The sequence below is a fragment of the Mesorhizobium loti genome (assembly GCF_003148495.1).
Lineage (GTDB): Bacteria > Pseudomonadota > Alphaproteobacteria > Rhizobiales > Rhizobiaceae > Mesorhizobium > Mesorhizobium loti.
The window spans coordinates 277,465-297,266 of the sequence record NZ_QGGH01000004.1 but is presented as its reverse complement, the minus strand read 5'-3'; the positions used below and the strand labels follow the sequence as shown (position 1 = coordinate 297,266).

General features: G+C 63.9%; 20 protein-coding genes. 12 read left to right on the top strand and 8 right to left on the bottom strand.

Going from position 1 to position 19,802, the window contains the following annotated elements:
* Positions 1-106 precede the first annotated feature (106 nt).
* The 9 genes from C8D77_RS18290 to C8D77_RS18250 all read left to right on the top strand — a co-directional run bounded on the left by C8D77_RS18290 (position 107) and on the right by C8D77_RS18250 (position 9,343).
* Entirely contained in the window at positions 107-586 is a 480-nt protein-coding gene (locus C8D77_RS18290) for a formate dehydrogenase subunit gamma (protein WP_109666139.1), read from the top strand.
* Positions 583-2,139, top strand: a complete 1,557-nt coding sequence (locus C8D77_RS18285; protein ID WP_109666137.1) for a formate dehydrogenase beta subunit — start codon at positions 583-585, stop codon at positions 2,137-2,139. Before C8D77_RS18290 ends, C8D77_RS18285 begins: the two co-directional genes overlap by 4 nt.
* A 10-nt stretch (positions 2,140-2,149) precedes the next feature.
* On the top strand, positions 2,150-5,062 hold the full coding sequence (gene fdhF, locus C8D77_RS18280) for a formate dehydrogenase subunit alpha (RefSeq protein ID WP_109666135.1): 2,913 nt from the start codon (positions 2,150-2,152) through the stop codon (positions 5,060-5,062).
* Between the two features lie 2 nt (positions 5,063-5,064).
* Entirely contained in the window at positions 5,065-5,895 is an 831-nt protein-coding gene (gene fdhD / locus C8D77_RS18275; RefSeq protein ID WP_109666132.1) for a formate dehydrogenase accessory sulfurtransferase FdhD, read from the top strand.
* Entirely contained in the window at positions 5,885-6,196 is a 312-nt protein-coding gene (locus C8D77_RS18270; RefSeq protein ID WP_109666130.1) for a formate dehydrogenase subunit delta, read from the top strand. The genes fdhD and C8D77_RS18270 overlap by 11 nt, the downstream gene beginning before the upstream one ends.
* Positions 6,197-6,308: 112 nt before the next feature.
* A complete protein-coding gene (locus C8D77_RS18265; protein ID WP_109666742.1) occupies positions 6,309-7,862 on the top strand; it encodes an alpha/beta fold hydrolase in 1,554 nt (517 codons plus the stop codon).
* 108 nt (positions 7,863-7,970) lie between these two features.
* Entirely contained in the window at positions 7,971-8,450 is a 480-nt protein-coding gene (locus C8D77_RS18260; RefSeq protein WP_109666128.1) for a carboxymuconolactone decarboxylase family protein, read from the top strand.
* 81 nt (positions 8,451-8,531) lie between these two features.
* The gene (locus tag C8D77_RS18255) at positions 8,532-8,894 is read left to right on the top strand and encodes a nuclear transport factor 2 family protein (protein ID WP_109666739.1); all 363 of its coding nucleotides are present in this window, start codon (positions 8,532-8,534) and stop codon (positions 8,892-8,894) included.
* Positions 8,895-9,028: 134 nt separating this feature from the next.
* Complete coding sequence (locus C8D77_RS18250) at positions 9,029-9,343, top strand: hypothetical protein (RefSeq protein WP_109666126.1); 315 nt, start codon at positions 9,029-9,031, stop codon at positions 9,341-9,343.
* A gap of 144 nt (positions 9,344-9,487) precedes the next feature.
* Here the strand turns inward: C8D77_RS18250 and C8D77_RS18245 are convergent, their stop codons facing one another.
* From C8D77_RS18245 to C8D77_RS18210, 8 genes are all read right to left on the bottom strand, one after another.
* On the bottom strand, positions 9,488-10,915 hold the full coding sequence (locus tag C8D77_RS18245; RefSeq protein WP_109666737.1) for a gamma-aminobutyraldehyde dehydrogenase: 1,428 nt from the start codon (positions 10,913-10,915) through the stop codon (positions 9,488-9,490).
* Between the two features lie 25 nt (positions 10,916-10,940).
* A complete protein-coding gene (locus tag C8D77_RS18240; RefSeq protein ID WP_109666124.1) occupies positions 10,941-11,756 on the bottom strand; it encodes an ABC transporter permease in 816 nt (271 codons plus the stop codon).
* A complete protein-coding gene (locus C8D77_RS18235; RefSeq protein WP_196815398.1) occupies positions 11,746-12,696 on the bottom strand; it encodes an ABC transporter permease in 951 nt (316 codons plus the stop codon). The genes C8D77_RS18240 and C8D77_RS18235 overlap by 11 nt, the downstream gene beginning before the upstream one ends.
* A gap of 14 nt (positions 12,697-12,710) precedes the next feature.
* A complete protein-coding gene (locus tag C8D77_RS18230) occupies positions 12,711-13,721 on the bottom strand; it encodes an ABC transporter ATP-binding protein (protein WP_109666122.1) in 1,011 nt (336 codons plus the stop codon).
* A gap of 165 nt (positions 13,722-13,886) precedes the next feature.
* On the bottom strand, positions 13,887-15,041 hold the full coding sequence (locus tag C8D77_RS18225) for an ABC transporter substrate-binding protein (RefSeq protein ID WP_109666120.1): 1,155 nt from the start codon (positions 15,039-15,041) through the stop codon (positions 13,887-13,889).
* A gap of 221 nt (positions 15,042-15,262) precedes the next feature.
* Entirely contained in the window at positions 15,263-16,174 is a 912-nt protein-coding gene (locus tag C8D77_RS18220) for a LysR family transcriptional regulator (RefSeq protein ID WP_056588166.1), read from the bottom strand.
* 75 nt (positions 16,175-16,249) lie between these two features.
* Positions 16,250-16,867 carry a DedA family protein gene (locus C8D77_RS18215; RefSeq protein WP_109666118.1) on the bottom strand — a complete coding sequence of 206 codons (618 nt, stop codon included), beginning with the start codon at positions 16,865-16,867 and terminating at the stop codon, positions 16,250-16,252.
* A complete protein-coding gene (locus C8D77_RS18210) occupies positions 16,864-17,364 on the bottom strand; it encodes a class I SAM-dependent methyltransferase (protein WP_245951816.1) in 501 nt (166 codons plus the stop codon). Before C8D77_RS18210 ends, C8D77_RS18215 begins: the two co-directional genes overlap by 4 nt.
* Here C8D77_RS18210 and C8D77_RS38355 point away from each other — a divergent pair.
* From C8D77_RS38355 to C8D77_RS18200, 3 genes are all read left to right on the top strand, one after another.
* Positions 17,351-17,518, top strand: a complete 168-nt coding sequence (locus tag C8D77_RS38355) for a hypothetical protein (RefSeq protein WP_245468684.1) — start codon at positions 17,351-17,353, stop codon at positions 17,516-17,518. The genes C8D77_RS18210 and C8D77_RS38355 overlap by 14 nt on opposite strands.
* 232 nt (positions 17,519-17,750) lie before the next feature.
* Positions 17,751-18,425, top strand: a complete 675-nt coding sequence (locus tag C8D77_RS18205) for a response regulator transcription factor (protein ID WP_109666114.1) — start codon at positions 17,751-17,753, stop codon at positions 18,423-18,425.
* Positions 18,422-19,798 (top strand): sensor histidine kinase, encoded by a 1,377-nt coding sequence (locus tag C8D77_RS18200; protein ID WP_109666111.1) that lies wholly within the window; start codon positions 18,422-18,424, stop codon positions 19,796-19,798. The genes C8D77_RS18205 and C8D77_RS18200 overlap by 4 nt, the downstream gene beginning before the upstream one ends.
* The last annotated feature ends 4 nt before the right edge of the window (positions 19,799-19,802 follow it).

The window sequence follows — 19,802 nt, the reverse complement described above, 5'->3', positions numbered from 1 at the left end:
TTTCTTAAGCACTTAGCGATAAAGCGGCACAGGCATGTCGTTGCTCCAAAACCACTTAATGTTTTTGGGCGATACGCATGGACCGCTACGATAGGGAGGGCGCTGCATGCCAATGCAGCCTGCAAGTACCGAGATCACGTCGCGCACGGCCGCGATCATCCAGGAGCTGAAGGGCCTTGAAGGCCCGCTGCTGCCGATCCTTCACGGCATCCAGGAAGAGTTCGGCCATGTGCCGCACGATGCGCTGCCTGTCATCGCCGAAGCATTGAACATTTCCCGGGCCGAGGTGCACGGCGTCGTCACCTTCTACCATGATTACCGCAGCCATCCGGCAGGCCGGCATGTGCTGAAGCTTTGTCAGGCGGAATCCTGCCAGTCGATGGGTTCGGACGCCGTCGCCGCCAAACTGAAACAGTTGCTGGGCATCGGCTTCCATGAGACGACCCGCGACGGTTCGGTCACGCTGGAGCCAGTCTATTGTCTCGGCCTGTGCGCCTGTTCGCCCGCCGCAATGCTCGATGGCCAAGTGATCGGGCGGCTCGATGATGAAAAGCTCGATGAGATCGTTGCCGAGGTGCGCTCATGATCCCGCGTATCTACATTCCCGGCGATTCCGGCGCACTGGCGCTTGGCGCCGAAAAGGTCGCCAAGGCGATTGCCAGTGAACTCGCCGAGCGCGGCATCGAGGCCAAGATCGTGCGCAACGGATCGCGCGGCGCCTATTTCCTCGAACCGATGGTCGAAGTTGCGACAGCCAACGGCCGCGTCGCCTACGGGCCGGTGAAAACCTCCGACGTCAAAAGCCTGTTCGACAGCGGCTTCCTCACGGGCGGCCATCACAAGCGCTGGCTGGGCGCGCCGGACAAAATCCCCTTCCTGGCCAAGCAGACGCGGCTGACCTTCGCGCGCTGCGGCGTCACGGATCCGCTGTCGCTCGAATCCTACAAGAAACATGGCGGGTTGAACGGCCTGACGAACGCGTTGGGACTGACGCCCGCCGCCATTGTCGCCCAGGTGACCGAATCCGGGCTGCGCGGGCGCGGTGGCGCGGGCTTCCCGACCGGCATCAAGTGGAAAACGGTGCTCGATACCGTTGGCGACCGCAAATACATCGTCTGCAACGCCGACGAAGGCGATTCAGGCACCTTCGCCGACCGCATGATCATGGAGGGCGATCCCTTCGTGCTGATCGAAGGCATGACGATCGCCGGTATCGCCACGGGTGCGACCAAGGGCTTTGTCTATATCCGCTCGGAATATCCGCATGCGGTGGCGGTGATGAACAAGGCCGTCGAGATCGCTCGCAAGGCCGGCGTTCTTGGCGCCAGCGTGCTGGGTTCACCCAACGCTTTCGACATGGAGATCCGGGTTGGCGCAGGCGCCTATGTCTGCGGCGAGGAGACGGCGCTGCTCGACTCGCTCGAAGGCAAGCGCGGCATGGTCCGGGCAAAGCCGCCGCTGCCGGCGCACAAGGGGCTGTTCGGCAAGCCGACGGTGATCAACAACGTCATCTCACTGGCCTCGGTGCCTGTCATCATGGACAAGGGTGCGGCCTTCTACAAGGATTTCGGCATGGGCCGCTCGCGCGGCACGATCCCGATCCAGATCGCCGGCAACGTCAAATATGCCGGCCTGTTCGAAGCCGCTTTCGGCATGACGCTGGGCGAGATCGTCGACGAGATCGGCGGCGGCACGGCGACAGGGCGTCCGGTCAAGGCAGTGCAGGTCGGTGGCCCGCTCGGTGCCTATTTCCCGCGCGCTCTGTTCGACACGCCATTCGATTATGAAGCCTTCGCCGCCAAGGACGGGCTGATCGGCCATGCCGGCATCGTCGTGTTCGACGACACCGCCGACATGCTGAAACAGGCGCGCTTTGCCATGGAGTTCTGCGCCATCGAAAGTTGCGGCAAGTGCACGCCCTGCCGCATTGGCTCGACGCGCGGTGTGGAGACCATCGACAGAATAGCCGCGGGCATTGAGCCAGAGAAGAACCTCGCTCTGGTCACCGACCTCTGCAACACGATGAAATTCGGTTCGCTCTGCGCGCTGGGCGGCTTCACGCCCTACCCCGTCATGAGCTCGATCACCCATTTCCCCGACGACTTCAAGCCAGCGCCCGTGCGCGTGGCTGCCGAATAGGAGCTGGCAGATGAACATCAAAGCCGACTTCCCATCCCTCGTCGAAGAGATCGACTACGGAACTCCACAGTCGAAGGCGCAGAAGCAAGTCACGCTGAACGTAGACGGGCGCAGCATCACCGTGCCTGAAGGCACCTCGATCATGCGGGCCGCGATGGAAGGCGGGGTCGAAATCCCGAAGCTTTGCGCCACCGACATGCTGGACTCCTTCGGTTCGTGCCGTGTCTGCCTTGTCGAGATCGAAGGGCGCGGCGGCACGCCGGCGTCCTGCACGACGCCTGTCGGCGAAGGCATGATCGTGCGCACGCAGACCGAGCGGCTCGACGCCATTCGCCGCGGCGTCATGGAACTCTACGTCTCCGACCATCCGACCGGCTGGAACGAACAGGCCGGAACCGGGGCCAGCGAGTTCGATGCGGTGGCGAAGTCGATCGGCTTGACTGAAAACCGCTACGGCATTGAGGGCCGCAACCACGTCAAGCCGGAAGGTGGCGTGGCGCCCGGCCATGGCTCGCTGGCGGTCGATTACATCGCCCGCGACGAATCCAACCCCTATTTCACCTATGATGCATCGCAATGCATCGTCTGCTCGCGCTGCGTGAGAGCCTGCGAAGAGGTCCAGGGCACCTTCGCGCTGACCATCGAGGGACGTGGTTTCGAATCCCGGGTTTCGGCGGGAATGCACGAGGCGTTCATCGATTCGGAATGCGTGTCCTGCGGCGCCTGCGTACAGGCCTGTCCGACCGATGCGCTGCGCGAGAAAACGGTGCTTGCCAAGGGCCTGCCGGAGCGTTCGGCCGTCACCACCTGCGCTTATTGCGGTGTCGGCTGCTCGTTCAAGGCCGAAGTGAAGGGTGACGAGGTCATTCGCATGATGCCCTACAAGGAGGGCAAGGCGAACCACGGCCATTCCTGCGTCAAGGGCCGTTTCGCCTATGGCTACGCCACCCACAAGGACCGCATCCTGTCGCCGATGATCCGGGAAAAAGTCACCGATCCCTGGCGCGAGGTGACCTGGGAAGAGGCTATCGCCCACACGGCCAAGGAATTCCGCCGGATCCAGTACCAGTACGGACGCACCGCGATCGGCGGCATCACCTCGTCGCGCTGCACCAATGAGGAAACCTACCTCGTCCAGAAGATGGTGCGGCAGGGCTTCCGCAACAACAATGTCGACACCTGTGCGCGCGTCTGCCACTCGCCGACGGGCTACGGGCTCGGCCAGACCTATGGCACCTCTGCCGGCACGCAGGATTTCGATTCCGTCGACTTCACCGACGTCGCCGTCATCATCGGTGCCAATCCCGCTTCGGCCCACCCGGTGTTCGCCTCGCGGCTGAAGAAGCGGCTGCGCCAGGGCGCCAAGCTGATCGTGCTCGATCCGCGTCGCACCGAGATGGTCAAGTCGGCACATGTTGAAGCGGATTATCACCTGCCGCTGAAGCCCGGCACCAATGTGGCTGTGCTGACGGCGCTGGCGCATGTGATCGTCACCGAAGGTCTTTTCAACGAAGCCTTCATCCGTGAGCGCTGCGACTGGACGGAGTTCCAGGATTGGGCATCGTTCGTCGCCTTGCCTGAGAACAGCCCAGAAACTGTCGGCAAATTGTCCGGCGTCGATCCCGAGCTGATCCGCGGCGCGGCCCGCCTCTACGCCACCGGCGGCAACGGCGCGATCTATTACGGCCTAGGCGTGACGGAACACAGCCAGGGCTCGACCACGGTGATGGCAATCGCCAATCTCGCCATGGCCACCGGCAATATCGGCCGGCCCGGCGTCGGCGTGAACCCGCTGCGTGGCCAGAACAACGTGCAGGGTTCGTGCGACATGGGCTCCTTCCCGCACGAACTGCCGGGCTATCGCCACATCTCCGGCGAAGCCGTGCGCGACATCTATGAGACCTTGTGGGGCGTGAAGCTGGACGACGAACCCGGCCTGCGCATCCCCAACATGCTGGACGCCGCCGTCGACGGCACTTTCAAGGGCATCTACATCCAGGGCGAGGACATTCTTCAGTCCGATCCCGACACCAAGCATGTCGCCGCCGGCCTCGCCGCGATGGAATGTGTCGTTGTGCACGACCTCTTCCTCAACGAAACGGCAAACTACGCGCATGTCTTCCTGCCGGGCTCGACCTTCCTGGAGAAAGACGGCACCTTCACCAACGCAGAGCGCCGCATCAACATGGTGCGCAAGGTTCTGGAGCCGAAGGCGCGCTACGCCGATTGGGAGGCGACGCAGGAGCTTGCCCGCGCCATCGGACTGGACTGGAACTATCAGCATCCCTCCGAGATCATGGACGAGATCGCGATGACGACGCCGAGCTTCGCTGGCGTCTCCTTCGAGTTGCTCGACCGTGTCGGATCCGTGCAATGGCCCTGCAACGAGAAGGCGCCGCTCGGCACCCCGATCATGCACATCGATGGGTTCGTGCGCGGCAAGGGCAAGTTCATCCGCACCGAATATGTGGCGACCGACGAAAGGACGGGGCCGCGCTTCCCGCTGCTGCTCACCACCGGCCGCATCCTCAGCCAGTACAATGTCGGCGCGCAGACAAGGCGCACCGACAACAGCATGTGGCACTCGGAGGACCGGCTGGAGATCCATCCGCACGATGCCGAGAACCGGGGCTTGCGCGACGGCGACTGGGTCCGGCTGACCAGCCGCTCGGGCGAGACGACGCTGCGCGCGCTGATCACCGACCGGGTGTCGCCTGGCGTGGTCTACACGACGTTCCACCATCCGGACACGCAGGCCAACGTGATCACCACCGACTTCTCCGACTGGGCGACCAACTGTCCGGAATACAAGGTGACCGCGGTGCAGGTCGGCGCCTCCAACGGGCCGTCGGAATGGCAGCGCGACTATGACGAGCAGGCACGCAACAGCCGTCGTATCGGGAAGCTGGAAGCGGCGGAGTAGTCTTGAGCGCGCGCCGCAAAGCCACGACGCAGGTATCGCGGCTGGCGCGCCGCGCGGGCGGGACGACGGCTGCCGACCGCATGGTGCCGGAAGAGACGCCGGTGGCGTTCTCCTTTGCCGGCACCACGCATGCGGTGATGATGGCAAGCCCGGCCGATTTCGAGGATTTCGCGCTTGGCTTCTCGCTGACCGAAGGCATCATTGCTACGCCGGAGGAGATCGAAGCCATCGAGGTCGAAGATCATGGCGCCGGCATCGACATCCAGATCCGGCTGAAGGACCGGGCCAACACGCGCTTCGAGGCACGGCGGCGAAGGCTCGCCGGGCCTGTCGGCTGCGGGCTGTGCGGCATCGAATCGATCGAAGAAGCGATGCGCTCGGTCGATGCGGTTAGTGCGTCAAAGCTTACGCTTGATGCCGGCGACATCGTCCGCTCGGTCAAGCTCTTGTCGAAGGTGCAGCCGCTTCACACCGAGACCGGGGCCGTGCATGCCGCCGGTTTCTATGTGCCTGATAAGGGCATCGTCATGGCGCGCGAAGATGTCGGCCGTCACAATGCGCTCGATAAGCTGGCCGGTGCGCTGGCAAAAGCCGGCATCGATGGCGCATCCGGTGCTGTCGTGGTGACATCCAGGGTTTCGGTCGAGATGGTGCAGAAGACGGCTTCTATCGGCTCGGCCTTCATCATCGCCGTCTCGGCGCCGACCGCACTTGCCATCCGAACGGCGCAAGAGGCTGGCATGACGCTGGTGGCGCTGGTGCGCGGCGACGATTTTGATATTTTCACCCACCCCGACCGGGTGGTTTGCGGAGTTGCCAAGCATGTCGCATGACGAAGAACACATCATGAGCACCAGCGAGAAGCTGGTGCGCATGGCGAACCAGATCGCCGATTTCTTTCATTCCAAGCCACGTGAGGAAGGCATTGCCGGCGTCGCCGAACATATCAACAAGTTCTGGGAGCCGAGGATGCGGCGGCAGTTCTTCGAGATGCTGGACGACGGCACCGGGAACTTCAACGAGTTGGTGGTGGCCGCCTCCGCCAGGATCAGGCGACCGATCACGCCGGCTGAGGCCGACCTCAAACTCGGGCTCAAGCCCTCCCCGGCCGACGTCGCCGCCTCGCAGAAGTAGTCGTCGAGTCCCGTCAGCCTATATTCGCCACCTCTAAAGTTTGAGCTGCCGCAATCGGCGGTGTTCTGCTATGGTCGACGATCAGAAATCGTCAGGCCGGGCGGAAAACCTCGTGAGGCCGATCGAGACCCGATACGCCCATAGCGGCGATGTGCGGATCGCCTATCAGGTGGTCGGCCAGGGGTCGTTCGATCTTGTCTTCGTGCCGGGCTTCATTTCCAATCTCGACCTGCACTGGGAAGACGAAGGCTATACCAGGCTCCTGAAGCGGCTCTCGGCATTCTCGCGGCTGATCCTGTTCGACAAGCGCGGTACCGGTCTTTCCGACCGCGTCGACGCCCACCACCTGCCCAGTCTCGAAACCCGGATGGACGATGTGCGCGCAGTGATGGACGCCGCCGGCAGCGGCCGTGCGGCACTGCTCGGCGCTTCGGAAGGCGCTCCGATGGCGATGCTGTTCGCCGCCACCTATCCGGAGCGGACGCGGGCGCTGGCGCTCTATGGCGGCTATGCGCATTTTCACAAATGGGTGATGTCGCCCGAACGCCTCGACGCCTTCATCGAGACGGCGGAAACGTCATGGGGCACGGGTGCTACCTTGCCCAACTTCGCGCCGGGCCGGGTCGACGACGCACATTTCACCCAGTGGTGGGCGCGCTTCGAGCGCTTGTCGGCGAGCCCGACCGCTGCGGCGGCACTGGCGCGCATGAACGCGGAAATCGACGTGCGTGGCGTGCTGGCTGCAATCAGCGCGCCAACGCTGCTGATCCATCGCCGCAACGATGTGCGGGTCGATCCTGACGCCAGCCGCTATCTGGCGAAGAAGATTCCAAACGCCAAACTGGTCGAAGTGCCCGGGCGTGATCATCCTATCTGGACCGGCGACGTCGACCGAGTAGTCGACATCATAGAAGAGTTTCTGACCGGGGAACGCGCCGTGACCGAGGTGGACCGGGTGCTGGCAGCACTTCTGGTGACGCGCATCTACGATACGGCGCGGATGGGCGACCGCATGTGGAGCGAACGCAGCCAGCGCTTCCAGGAAATCTGGCGCCAGCAGGTCGGGCGCCATGGCGGCCGGCTGGCAGGCACGCAAGGCGAGATGATGATGTCGCGCTTCGACGGCCCGGCGCGTGCCATACGCTGTGCGGTGGCGCTGCGCGAGGCGGCACAAGGCATTGGCGTGGCCAGTGCGCAAGGTGCGCATGTCGGCGAGATCGAATTGCGCGGGCCGCCGGTGGGACTGACAGCGCGGGTGACGATGCAGCTCGCCTCCCATGCCGGCCGCGGCGACATCCTCGCTTCGCGGCTGATCGCGGATCTGGCGACCGGCTCGGGCCTGCATTTCGCTGATGCCGGGCGGATCACGCTGGACGATCTGGACGAGCCGCTGGCGCTGGTCCAGGCGATGACTGAACAACATCTGGAGCCCGACTGTCGCGCGCGGACCCGAACGACCGAACCGGCCGTATTGACGGCGCGCGAAAGCGAAGTGGTGAGCCTGATTGCCGACGGCAAGAGCAATGCCGCAATTGCCGCCGAATTGAGGCTGAGCGAGCACACGGTCAAGCGCCACGTCGCCAATATACTGCTCAAGCTGGATTTGCCGTCGCGAGCGGCTGCGGCGGCGTTCTCTGTCCGACACACTGGCCCAGACGGGCCATAGGAGCCATGGCGCTTTCGGGCGAAGCGGCCAAGGGCAGGCAAGCGCTATCAATTCTCCCATGCAGGCCAGGCAGATGTCGCCGGGAAGGCGCTGCGAACGGAGGAGGAAATGCTGAAGTCAAACCGGACACTCAAATCGCTGGTGATAGCGGCAGGCGTTGGAGCACTGTTCGCCATCGCCCCGGCAAAGGCCGAGGATGCATCGGCAGCGGCTGCCTACAAGGATATCGAGGCGACGCTCGGCTCGGTGCCGGACATGTTCAGGACGCTGCCGGATGTTGCCGTCGCCGGCGCCTGGGCCGAGATCAAGGGCGTGCAGCTCAATCCAAAGACCGCGCTTGACGGCAAGACCAAGGAACTGTTGGGCCTCGCCGTCGCGGCGCAGATCCCATGCCAGTACTGCATCTATTTCCACACCGAGGCGGCCAAGCTCAATGGCGCCAGCGACGAGGAGATCAAGGAGGCAGTGGCGATGGCCGCGATCGTGCGCCACTGGTCGACGATGCTCAACGGCAGCCAGGTCGATCTGAAGACCTTCAAGAAGCAGACCGACGACGTGTTCGCGGCCGTCAAGGCGAAGTCGCAGTAAAAACAACTGCCCGGCGATGAGCGCCGGGCAGCACTTCGACCATCAACCGCCCGGTCGGAAGACGGGCCAATGGAGGATGAAATGCTGACCAAGACCCAAACAGTGGATGGCGCGGCGATCAAGAAGGCTATCGAAGGCCGTGACGGCAAGATGCTGTCAAGCTTCTATGCCGACGACGCGCTGGTGCGAGTGATCGACCGCAACAACCCGCCGAGCAAGCCGCGCGAGATCCGCGGACGCGCGGCGATCAGCACATTCTGGGACGACATCTGCAGCCGCGCGATGACCCACAAGGTCGACACCACCATCGCCGACGGCGACAGCCTCGCCTTCACCCAGGCCTGCGCCTATCCGGACGGCACCAAGGTGTTCGCCGCGGCGATGCTGGAGCTGAAGAACGGGCGGATCGCACGGCAGACCGTCGTGCAGGCCTGGGATGAGTAGGTCAACCGCGGGGCCTGTCCATCCCGATTGTAAGGGATGGGGCTCTGTTTTTAGTGCTGGAGCATGATCTGTTCCGAAAACCGGATTCCACTTTTCGGGATCATGCTCCGGCCGCAACCCTGGAGGAGAAGACAATGTTCAGCGCCAGATGGCAGATCGACGCCAAGTTCGGGCACAAGCAGACCGTGCTCGACCTGTTGAAGAAATGGGAACGCGAGATCGGCTCGCAGGTCGGCATCGACGAGCTGGAATTCCAGATCATGACCGGTTCGATCGGCGCGCGGGAGGCGACGGTCGAATCGCATCACCAGGTCGAAAGCCTGGCCCAGTTGGAGGCGTTCTTCGCCAAGATCGGCAAGATCGACGCGCATGCCAAATGGGGCAAGGAAATGGAGCCCTTTGTCGTGTCCGGCACCAGCCTGTGGAACATCTATCGCATCGTCGAGTAGTGGTCTGCGTTCTTTTCCCCGTTTCACGGGGAGGAGATGCCGGCAGGCCGATGAGGGGCGGAGCCGGCTTTGCCAGGGACGCGCTGCCCCTCATCCGGCCCTTCGGGCCACCTTCTCCCCGTAAACCGGGGAGAAGGGGAGGCGCTAACTGTGCGCCACCATCACATGCCGGACGGCGGTGTAGTCTTCCAGCGCGTAGAGCGACATGTCCTTGCCGTAGCCGGACTGCTTCAACCCGCCGTGCGGCATCTCGTTGGTCAGCATGAAATGCGTGTTGATCCAAGTGCAGCCATATTGCAGGCGGGCGGCCGTCGCCATGGCGCGCGAAACGTCCTTGGTCCACACAGATGACGCCAGGCCGTAATCGCTGTCGTTGGCCCAGTTCACAGCCTCGTCGACCTCGGAAAAACGGGTGACCGAGACGACCGGCCCGAACACTTCGCGGCGCACGATCTCGTCTTCCTGCAGCGCGCCGGCGACGACGGTCGGCTGGTAGTAGAAGCCGGAGCCCTCGCCCGACTTGCCGCCGGTGGTGATCTCGATGTGTTTTAGTTCCGAGGCGCGCTCGACGAAGCTCGACACGCGGTCGCGCTGGCGGCGCGAAATCAGCGGGCCGATCTCGTTTTCGGTGTCGTCGGGACGGTTGTACTTGATGGTCGAGACGGCCGACGACAGATCGGCGACGAGCTTGTCGTAGATCTTCTTGCCGGCGTAGATGCGGCAGGCGGCGGTGCAGTCCTGGCCGGCATTGTAATAGCCGAAGGCGCGCAAGCCATTGACCACGGCGCCGAGATCGGCGTCGTCGAAGACGATGACCGGCGCCTTGCCGCCGAGTTCGAGATGCGTGCGCTTGACCGACTTGGCGGCCGCCTGCAGCACCTTCTTGCCGGTGGCGACATCGCCGGTGATCGAGATCATGTTGACCTTGGGATGGTTGATCAGCGTGTTGCCGACGCTGTCGCCACGGCCGAGCACGACATTGACCACGCCCTCGGGCAGGATTTCGGCAAGGATTTTTGCCAGCTTCAGCGCCGTCAGCGGTGTCTGCTCGGACGGCTTGAAGACGACGGTGTTGCCACCGGCGATCGCCGGCGCGAGCTTCCAGGCCATCATCATCAGCGGATAGTTCCACGGCGCAATGGAAGCGACGATGCCGATGGCGTCACGGCGGACCATCGAGGTGTGGCCGGGAATGTATTCGCCGGCAACGACGCCCGGCATCGAACGGACGGCGCCGGCGAAGAAACGGTAGCAGTCGACGATGGCCGGGATTTCGTCATTGAGCACGGCGTTGATCGGCTTGCCGCAGTTGAGCGCCTCGAGCATGGCAAACTCTTGTGCCGCGGCCTCGATGCGGTCGGCGATCTTCAGGAGATAGCCGGAGCGCTGCGCCGGCGTGGTGCGCGACCACGTGACGAACGCTTTTTCGGCGGCAGTGACCGCCGCCTCGATCTGTACCTGGCTGGCCTCGGGCAGGTTGAGGATGGTCGCCCCGGTCTTTGGATTGAGGATCGGTTCCTCGGTCTCGGTGCCCTTCTCGAATTTCGAGCCGATCAGCATCTGGGTGTCCATGGACATCTCTCCCCTATGAACTCAGTTATTTGCCCGAACCAGCGATCTGGTCGCCGTCGCGGGTAAGGTAATAGGCGGCAAGGATCGGCAGCAGCGTCACCAGCATCACGACCATGGCCACGACATTGGTGACCGGGCGCTGGCGCGGACGGATCAGCTCTTCCAGCATCCAGATCGGCAGCGTCTGCTGCTGGCCGGCCGTGAAGGTTGTGACGATGACCTCGTCGAACGACAGCGCGAAGGCCAGCATGCCGCCGGCAAGCAGCGCCGTCGCGATGTTGGGCAGCACGACATGGCGGAAGGTCTGAAAACCGTCGGCGCCGAGATCCATCGACGCCTCGATCATCGAGCCGGAGGTGCGGCGGAAGCGGGCGACGGCGTTGTTGTAGACGACCACCACGCAGAAGGTGGCGTGGCCAAGCACGATCGTCCAGAACGAGAACGGGATATCGGCCAGCGCAAAGGCCGAGCGCAGCGCGATGCCGGTGATGATGCCGGGCAGCGCGATCGGCAGGATGACCAGCAGCGAGATGGTTTCGCGGCCGAAGAATTTGGTCCGCGACACCGCCGCCGAACAAAGCGTACCGAGGACGAGCGCAATCGCCGTCGAGATGGCCGCGACCCTGACCGACAGCGATAGCGCCTGCCAGACATCCGGCCGGTTCCAGGTGACGGCGAACCACTGCGTCGTCAGGCCGGGCGGCGGCCAGACGAAGCTTTTTTCCTCGGTGGTGAAGGCATAGACGAAGATCAGCAGGATCGGCAGATGCAGGAACAGCAGGCCGCAGGCGGCGGCGATCTTCAGGCCGAGCGGGGCCGACTGGGAACCATCAGAGCGCATCGAAGGCTCCCATGCGCTTGGCACCCCAGAGGTAGAAGCCCATGATGACGATCGGCACCACGGTGAAGGCGGCGGCGAGCGGGATGTTGCCGGCGGTGCCTTGCTGCGAATAGACAGCCTGGCCGATGAACAGCCGCGAAGTACCGATGATCTGCGGGATGATGTAGTCGCCGAGCGTCAGCGAGAAGGTGAAGATCGAACCGGCGACGATACCCGGTAGCGCCAGCGGGAACAGCACGTTGCGAAAGGTCTGGCCGGGCGAAGCGCCGAGATCGGACGAGGCCTCGACCAGATTGCCCGGCACGCGCTCGAGCGCCGCCTGCACCGGCAGGATCATGAACGGCAACCAGACATAGACGAAGACGATGAAGGTGCCGGTAAACGACACCGACAGCGAGTTACCGCCGACGATCGGCAGCGACAGCCATGCGTCGAGCACCCACAAAAGATGCAGCTTGGCGAGCAGCCAGGTGAGGATGCCCTCCTTGGCCAGGATCAGCTTCCAGGCGTAGATCTTGACCAGATAGCTCGACCACAGCGGCAGCATGATGCCGAGGTAGAACAGCGCCTTCCAGCGGCCACGCGCATAACGCGCCGCGTAGTAGGCGATGGGGAAAGCGATGACGGCCGAGGCCAGCGTGACCAGAGCCGCCATCGTCACCGTGCGCAAGATGATGTCGAGATTGGCGGCCTGGAACAGGTCGCCATAGGTCTTGAGCGTGAACTCACGGTTGATGAGGCCGGAAAACTCGTCGATGGAGAAAAAGCTCTGCGCCAGCAGCGCAAACAGCGAGCCGATATAGACGATGCCGAGCCAAAGCACGGGCGGCAGCAGCATGAGCAGCAGCAGGACCTTCGGCTTGCGCCAGAAAAGGTCCGACAGCGCGCCGCGCAGACCGCCGCTGCCCGGCAGGATGGCGGGCGCCGTTGCACGCACCATGGCGGCGTCGAGGCTCATGCCGGTTCTTCCATCAGATGCAGGTGCTCGCGGTTGAAGGTGAGCACGACCGCCTCGCCTTCCCCGGGTAAGGCCGTGCCGGCCGGCACGATGGCGTGCAGCCGCAGCCCGTCGGCATCGAGCGCCAGCTTTGTCGTGGCACCGAGATAATTGGTCGAGACGAGGCGGGCGGATACGCCTTCGCCACTTGTGATCCCGCTGGCCGCGCGCCCGACGCGAATGGATTCAGGGCGGAGACTCCCCCAGCGATGCTGGCCGGAATAGCGCTGGACGAAATCCGGCGGCAGCACGTTGGAGGAGCCGACGAAATCGGCAACGAAGCGGGTCCTCGGCCGCTGGTAGATATCCTCCGGCGTGCCGATCTGCATGATCTTGCCGTCGTTGAAGACGGCGACGCGGTCGGCCATCGACAGCGCTTCGCCCTGGTCGTGGGTGACGAAGACGAAGGTGATGCCAAGCGCCTTCTGCAGCGACTTCAGCTCCTCCTGCATGTTCTCACGCAATTTGAGGTCGAGCGCGCCGAGCGGCTCGTCGAGCAACAGCACCTTTGGCTGGTTCACCAGCGCACGGGCGAGTGCCACGCGCTGGCGCTGGCCGCCGGAAAGCTGGCCGGGGCGGCGGGCGCCATAGCCGGGCAACCGCACCAGTGACAGCGCCTCTTCCGCTGCCTTGTGCCGTTCAGCCTTGCCGACGCCCTTGACCATCAGCCCGTAGGCGACGTTGTCGAGCACGTTCAGATGCGGGAACAGCGCATAGTCCTGGAACACGGTGTTGACGTTGCGGCGATAGGGCGGAACGCCCTCGGCGCGTTCGCCAAAGATCGAGATCGAGCCCGATGTCGGCTGCTCGAAGCCGGCGATGAGGCGCAGGCAGGTGGTCTTGCCGGAACCGGACGGCCCGAGCATGGCGAAGAATTCGCCCGGCGCGATGTCGAGATCGACCGCGTCGACGGCTCGCACGTTGCCGAAATGGCGCGAGGCTTTCTGGAAAGAGACGGCGGAGGTCATGGGCTGTCAGTCTGTTGCCGGGTTGATGTGTTGATATCGCGTGACGTCCGCCCCCCTTGTGGGGAGGTTGCGGCGAAGCCGCGGGTGGGTGCCTCGAAAATGCCGAGCAGACCCCACCCCGACGCTATTGCGTCAACCCTCCCCGCAAGGGGGAGGTAAGGGCGCTCACCGCCCGCCGATGACGCCGATATAGTCAGACACCCAGCGGTAGTAGGGCACGCACTGATCGTTCTGGGTGGTGCATTTCGACACCGGCGTCTTCCAGAATTTGATCTTGTCGAAATTGTCGTAGCCGTTGGTCTTGCAGCCCTCGTCGGTCAAAAGCTCATTGCCCTTGCAGGCGGCGGGGACGACGGGCAGCGAACCGAACCAGGCCGAGACATCTCCCTGCACCTTCGGTGACAGCGAATGTTCCATCCACATATAGGCGCAGTTGGGGTTGGCGGAGTCGGCTTCCATCATCGTGGTGTCGGCCCAACCGGTGGCGCCCTCCTCCGGGATGGTGGACGCGATCGGCTTCTTGGCGGCGACCAGCGTGTTGACCTGATACGGCCACGAGCCGGAGGCGACGACGCCTTCGTTCTGGAAATCGTCGACCTGGATGGCGGCGTCGTGCCAGTAGCGGCCGACCAGCGTGCGCTGGACGCGCAGCAATTCGAGCGCCGCCTTGTACTGGTCCTCGTTCAGTTCATAGGGATCCTTGATGCCGAGTTCCGGCTTGTGGAACATCAGATAGTTGGCGGCATCCGCAATGTGGATCGGCCCGTCATAGGCCTGGACGCGGCCCTTGTTGGACTTGCCGTCCGGCAGCTTCATTTCCTCGAAGACGATGTTCCAGCTCTTGGGAGCCTCCTTGAACACCTCGGTGTTGTACATCAGGACGTTGGGACCCCACTGATAGGGAACGCCGTAGTGGGCGCCGCCAACGGTGAACCACGGCGCGTCCTTGAGGCGCTCGTCGACCGTCTTCCAGCTCGGGATGAGATCGGTGTTGATCGGCTGCACGCGCTTGCCGGCAACGAGGCGCAGCGACGCATCGCCTGAGGCGGTGACGAGGTCGAAGCCACCCTCATTCATCAGCGAGACCATCTCGTCGGAGGTGTTGGCTGTCTTGACGTTGACCTTGCAGCCGGTCTCCTTCTCGAAGGAGGTCACCCAGTCATAGCCCTTGTCGGTCTCGCCGCGCTCGATGTAGCCCGGCCAGGCAACGATGTTGACCTGGCCTTCGCCCTTGCCAAGCTCCTTGACCTGGGCGACGGCCTGACCGGAAAAGGTCAGCGCGACCGTCAGTGCAGTGCATGACTTCAGGAATGAATTCATTGTCGATCTCCCATTTGGCGCCTGACCCCGAAAGCCGGTTTCGGTCTTCGCTAGGGGTCACGCGCTGACTGAAAAACTGTCAGTTCGTCCGTTTGGGCTTGATGCCGCTCTGATGGCGGCTTTGGTCCCTGAACCGAAAGGTGCTTTGAAAATTCCGGTTTCGCAAATTCATTTATCAGAAAGGCGGTATCGGTTTTTCCGATAGGTCGGCAGCCGATCTCTCAGGGGCGCTGACGGACCGTCCGCTGCGACTGGGCAAGGCCGATGAAATCGCGCGCCGCCTGCGGCAGGCCGGAGCCGCGCCGCCAGACCATGCCGACCTGGACCACCGGCAAGGAGCCCGAAATATCGCGCGATTCGATGCGGTCGCCTTCCAGCGACCAGGGCCGGTAGACGAGGTCGGGCAGCAGCGCCACACCGGCGCCGGTGGCGACGAGACTGCGCACGGCTTCCACGGAACGGGTGCGGAAGGCGACATGTGGCTTGGCGCCGATCGCCGTCAGCAGCTTGCCGGTGTTTTCCTCGATCTCGTCGACGGTCAGCATGATCAGCGTTTCGGAGGCAATGTCGCCGATGCTGATGATGTCGGCGCTGGCAAGCGGATGGCCGAGCGGCAGCCACAGCCGGTAGGCCGAGACTTCGAGGATTTCCGACTGCAACGCGGTGCGGTCGCGCAAATTGGAGGTGACCATGACGGCAATGTCGAGCTTGCCGCCGATCAAGAGATGCTCGAGGTAGTCGCCATTGTCCTCGATGGCCGAGACCTCGACGCCGGGATAGGCGCGGCGGTAGCGGGCGAGCAGATCCGACAGCACATAACCGGCGACCAGCGAGGTGACGCCGAGCTGCAGCCGACCGCCCGCCACCGCCTGCTCGCCGGAGAAAGAGCGGCGCGCGTCGGAAACGTCGGCGAGGATCTTGGTGGCGTGGCGCAGGAACTGGTGACCCTTGTGGGTGATGTTCAGGCCGCGCGGATGGCGTTCGAACAGTTCGACGCCGAGATCGCTTTCGAGTTCCTTGATCGCTTCGGTGACTGACGATTGCGAGATGGAGAGGTTCTGCGCAGCGCCAGACACCGTGCCTTGCTCGGCCACGGCGATGAAGAACTGCAACTGGCGAATGGTGAAAGCCATGGCCGGACTAAACACCGGCGCGAAAGCGAAGGAAAGCCGACGGCAGAGCTTATCCCATGACCGGAGAGCTGGCGCTCAGCCGAGCACCTGCCTGATGCGCCGCCGGCATGCGGGGCCATAGCGCAGCGCAAGCATGAATGCCGTCTCCAGTGCCACGACGATGACAATGATGCGCAGACCCACCGTGAACGAATCCCGGCCGCTGCCGCGCAGCAGATAGCCGGTGGTGAGAAAGCCGGCGTTCCAGAGCGTGGCGCCGAGCAGCGTCGCGGCCGCAAAGGGGAAGGCAGGCAGACAAAGCGCGCCGGCTGCGATCGGCAGGTAATTGCGCACCGTCGGGATGAACTGCGCCAGCAGGGAGACCCGGACATGATTGCGGCGGTAGGCCTGGCCGAGCCTGCGGTAGGTCGCGTGGCGCAGGAAGACATATCTGCCGAAACGTTCCACCAGCCTGTCGGCACGATCAGGCCCAATTCGGCGGCCGACCGCATACCAGACAAGGCAGCCGCTGGTGGAGGCAAGCGTCGCCACCAGCAGCAGGATCGCCAGCGTCGAACCATCCGGCGCGGCCGTCATGCCGAGGAACAGCAGCAGCACATGCGAGGGCGGGATTGGCAGGATCTTTTCGGTGAAGGCGAGGCAGAAGACGCCGAACAGACCGAAGCCGAGGATGGCCGCCAGCGGCCCCGTCATGCGAAGCGCCAGTCAAAGGTGCTGAGCGTCTTGATCCTGGCGATGCGATAGACCGTCGCCGGCGGGAGGTTGCGAAAGGTATGGCCAACCCGCGTGACCTCGAGATCGAGCCGATCGAGCAGCGACTGGTCGAACGGACAGCGCCGGCCGAGCGTGAACTGATAGAGCGCGCCGCCCGGGCGAAGATTTGCGAAAACCCCGTCGAGAATGGCGAGCGTCTTGCGCGGTGAGATCAAGCGGAAGGGCAGACCGCTGATGGCGGCGCCGACCGCCGGCCCCTGGAATAGCGATAGATGGCGCAGACCGGCGGCATCCATTTCGAAGACCTGGGCGGCAGGAAAGCGCCGCTTGAGCAGTGCGGCGAAATCCGGATCGGATTCGATCAGCGTCAAATCCTCTTCACTAACCCCGCGCGCCAGCAGCGCCCGGGTGAACGGGCCGGTTCCCGGACCAAGCTCCAGCACGGGGCCGGTGTCGGGACCGATGTCGCGCGTCATCAATGCCGCCAGGCTGGAACTGGACGGCGTGACGGAGCCTATCCTGAACGGCGCCACGGCCCACGCCATGAGAAAAGACAGAGCATCATTTGCAGACATAGCTAAACCTCAATCCGGACAGCAGCGCGACAATCAGTTTGGTGCGGCCATTTGATTTCGTTTCAGCGTCGGACCCGAACCTGTTGCATAGTCGGGTCCGACGCCTTGATGCCGGCATGACGGTTCGTGCCGACCGGTGCTGTTTGCAGCGACTGGATTGCATAGACATTGCGCAAGGTGGCAGATGCAAAGAAAGGGTGCGTCGACGCCCGCTGCCAGGATTTGCCATGCTTGCGCAATGTTGGCGCTGTAGCGCCCGCAGCAGTGGTCTTGTTAGAGGATGGTGGATGCGTATCTTGCTGGTCGAAGACGAGCCTGAAATGGTCTCGGCCTTGCGTGCCGCGCTGAAGCGCCACGACATGGTGGTCGACCACGCCGGCTCGCTCATCGAAGCGGAGGGCTTCGTTGCCGCCGACAGCTACGACGCCATCCTGCTCGACCGCCAATTGCCGGATGGCGACGGGCTGTCGCTGGTTCCCAGACTGCGCGCAGCGAAGAACACCACGCCCGTGCTGATGCTGACGGCAAAGGGCGACACGTCGGACAAGGTCGATGGGCTGAACATGGGTGCGGACGATTATCTGGCGAAGCCGTTCGCCTTCGAGGAATTGCTGGCCCGGTTGCGCGCGCTGCTCAGGCGCCCGGTGCCGATGCAGTCGCAATTCATCCGCGCCGGCCATCTGGTGCTCGATGTCGGGCATCGCGAGGTGTCGATCCGTGGCGAGCCGCTCAGCCTGCCGCGCCGCGAACTCCTGGTACTGGAAACGCTGATGCGGCGGACCGGCCGCATGGTGCAGCGCGAGGCGCTGATGGAAGCGGTGTTCGGCCTCGACGACGAGATCCAGTCCAACGCGCTCGACACCCACGTCTCGCGCCTGCGCCGCAAGCTCGCCGACGCCGACGGCGGCGTGACGATCAACGGCATTCGCGGCGTCGGCTATCTCCTGCGCGAGACGACATGACGATCAAGCGCCCGCGTTCGCTGAAATGGAGCCTGGTGCTGCGCATCGCGTTGCTGCAATGCGCGATGCTGACACTGATCATCGTCGGCATTCTCGGCGCCATGCTGGCCACGGGTCTCATTCCGCACGACTATGAGGACGGCACGATGGACGTGCTGGCGGATGCGGTGGCACGCGATGCCGGCGGCAAGCTGGTCCTCAACGAGACGCCGGATATGGCAAAGCTGCGATCTGGAGTTCCGGACCTCTGGTTCATCATTCGCGACAAGCAAGGGCAGCGGCTGCAGGAGGGAACCGTACCGACCGTCTTCCAGCCCTTTGTCGGACTGCTGGACACCATCAGCGATGCCCGTATCGACCCGACGCTCGGGCAAGCCGCGCCACCTGGAGGAAAGATACGCTGGACCGATACGGCAGCCGGCAACGTCCAGATCTTCAGCGGCACCAAGGGCGGGCTTTCGCTCATGCGCCTGCTCGGGCAGGCGCCGCAATTTTTCCTGCAAGGGATATTGCCGCTCGCCGGGCTGATGGCGCTGGCCACGCTGTTCGCGACGCCCTGGGTGGTGCGCGGCGCGCTTTCGGGTCTTGGCCATGCGGCGGCCGAGGCCGGGCGCATCGACGTCGACCAGCGCGGCGTGCAGCTGCCGCTGAAGGACGTGCCCTTGGAGGTGACACCGCTGGTGAAGGCGGTGAATGCGGCGTTATCGCGCCTCGACAAGGGCTACGAGCGCCACAAGCGTTTCCTGACCGACGCGGCGCATGAACTGCGAACACCGGTCGCCATCCTCAACACGCGCCTCGCCGCGCTGCCGGCGACACCGGAACGGGCGCGGCTGCTGCAGGACGCAGCGCGGCTTTCGACGCTGACCGACCAGCTGCTCGACCTGCAGCGTCTCGACCGGCAGGCCGCGGCTTTTGAAAAGGTCGACCTTGTGGCGATTGCGCGCAGCGTCATTGTCGACCTCGCGCCGATGGCGTTTTCGGCCGGATACGAAATGTCGTTCGAACCCGAAAGAGAAACAGTTTTCGCCTCCGGTGACCGCACCGCGATCGAACGCGCTGTGACCAATCTCGTCCAGAACGCCATCGAACATGGCGGCCGCTCGGGCGAGATCACCGTCAGCATTGCAGCTCCCGCCGTCATCGAGGTGCGTGACGAAGGCGGCGGCGTGCCACTGAGCGAGCGGGAGCGCGTCTTCGAGCCCTTCTATCGGCTGCGCCCACAGGATCACGGCGCGGGGCTCGGCCTCAACCTGGTGCAGGAGATCATGCAATTGCACGGCGGGCGTATCGAGATCCTCGACGGCAAGCCGAATGGCGCCTGCTTCAGGATGAATTTTCGCGCGTTTGACATCGATGCGAATCGTAACTAATTAA

Coding starts and splice junctions, on each gene's coding strand:
- C8D77_RS18290 (WP_109666139.1), top strand. CDS start 107: ATGCCAATGCAGCCTGCAAGTACCGAGATCACGTCGCGCACGGCCGCG.
- C8D77_RS18260 (WP_109666128.1), top strand. CDS start 7,971: ATGCTGAAGTCAAACCGGACACTCAAATCGCTGGTGATAGCGGCAGGC.
- C8D77_RS18210 (WP_245951816.1), bottom strand. CDS start 17,364: ATGACGCGCGACATCGGTCCCGACACCGGCCCCGTGCTGGAGCTTGGT.
- C8D77_RS18245 (WP_109666737.1), bottom strand. CDS start 10,915: ATGGACACCCAGATGCTGATCGGCTCGAAATTCGAGAAGGGCACCGAG.
- C8D77_RS18285 (WP_109666137.1), top strand. CDS start 583: ATGATCCCGCGTATCTACATTCCCGGCGATTCCGGCGCACTGGCGCTT.
- C8D77_RS18235 (WP_196815398.1), bottom strand. CDS start 12,696: ATGGTGCGTGCAACGGCGCCCGCCATCCTGCCGGGCAGCGGCGGTCTG.
- C8D77_RS18240 (WP_109666124.1), bottom strand. CDS start 11,756: ATGCGCTCTGATGGTTCCCAGTCGGCCCCGCTCGGCCTGAAGATCGCC.
- C8D77_RS18255 (WP_109666739.1), top strand. CDS start 8,532: ATGCTGACCAAGACCCAAACAGTGGATGGCGCGGCGATCAAGAAGGCT.
- C8D77_RS18220 (WP_056588166.1), bottom strand. CDS start 16,174: ATGGCTTTCACCATTCGCCAGTTGCAGTTCTTCATCGCCGTGGCCGAG.
- C8D77_RS18200 (WP_109666111.1), top strand. CDS start 18,422: ATGACGATCAAGCGCCCGCGTTCGCTGAAATGGAGCCTGGTGCTGCGC.
- C8D77_RS18230 (WP_109666122.1), bottom strand. CDS start 13,721: ATGACCTCCGCCGTCTCTTTCCAGAAAGCCTCGCGCCATTTCGGCAAC.
- fdhF (WP_109666135.1), top strand. CDS start 2,150: ATGAACATCAAAGCCGACTTCCCATCCCTCGTCGAAGAGATCGACTAC.
- C8D77_RS18225 (WP_109666120.1), bottom strand. CDS start 15,041: ATGAATTCATTCCTGAAGTCATGCACTGCACTGACGGTCGCGCTGACC.
- C8D77_RS18205 (WP_109666114.1), top strand. CDS start 17,751: ATGCGTATCTTGCTGGTCGAAGACGAGCCTGAAATGGTCTCGGCCTTG.
- C8D77_RS18250 (WP_109666126.1), top strand. CDS start 9,029: ATGTTCAGCGCCAGATGGCAGATCGACGCCAAGTTCGGGCACAAGCAG.
- C8D77_RS18215 (WP_109666118.1), bottom strand. CDS start 16,867: ATGACGGGGCCGCTGGCGGCCATCCTCGGCTTCGGTCTGTTCGGCGTC.
- C8D77_RS18270 (WP_109666130.1), top strand. CDS start 5,885: ATGTCGCATGACGAAGAACACATCATGAGCACCAGCGAGAAGCTGGTG.
- C8D77_RS38355 (WP_245468684.1), top strand. CDS start 17,351: ATGTCGCGCGTCATCAATGCCGCCAGGCTGGAACTGGACGGCGTGACG.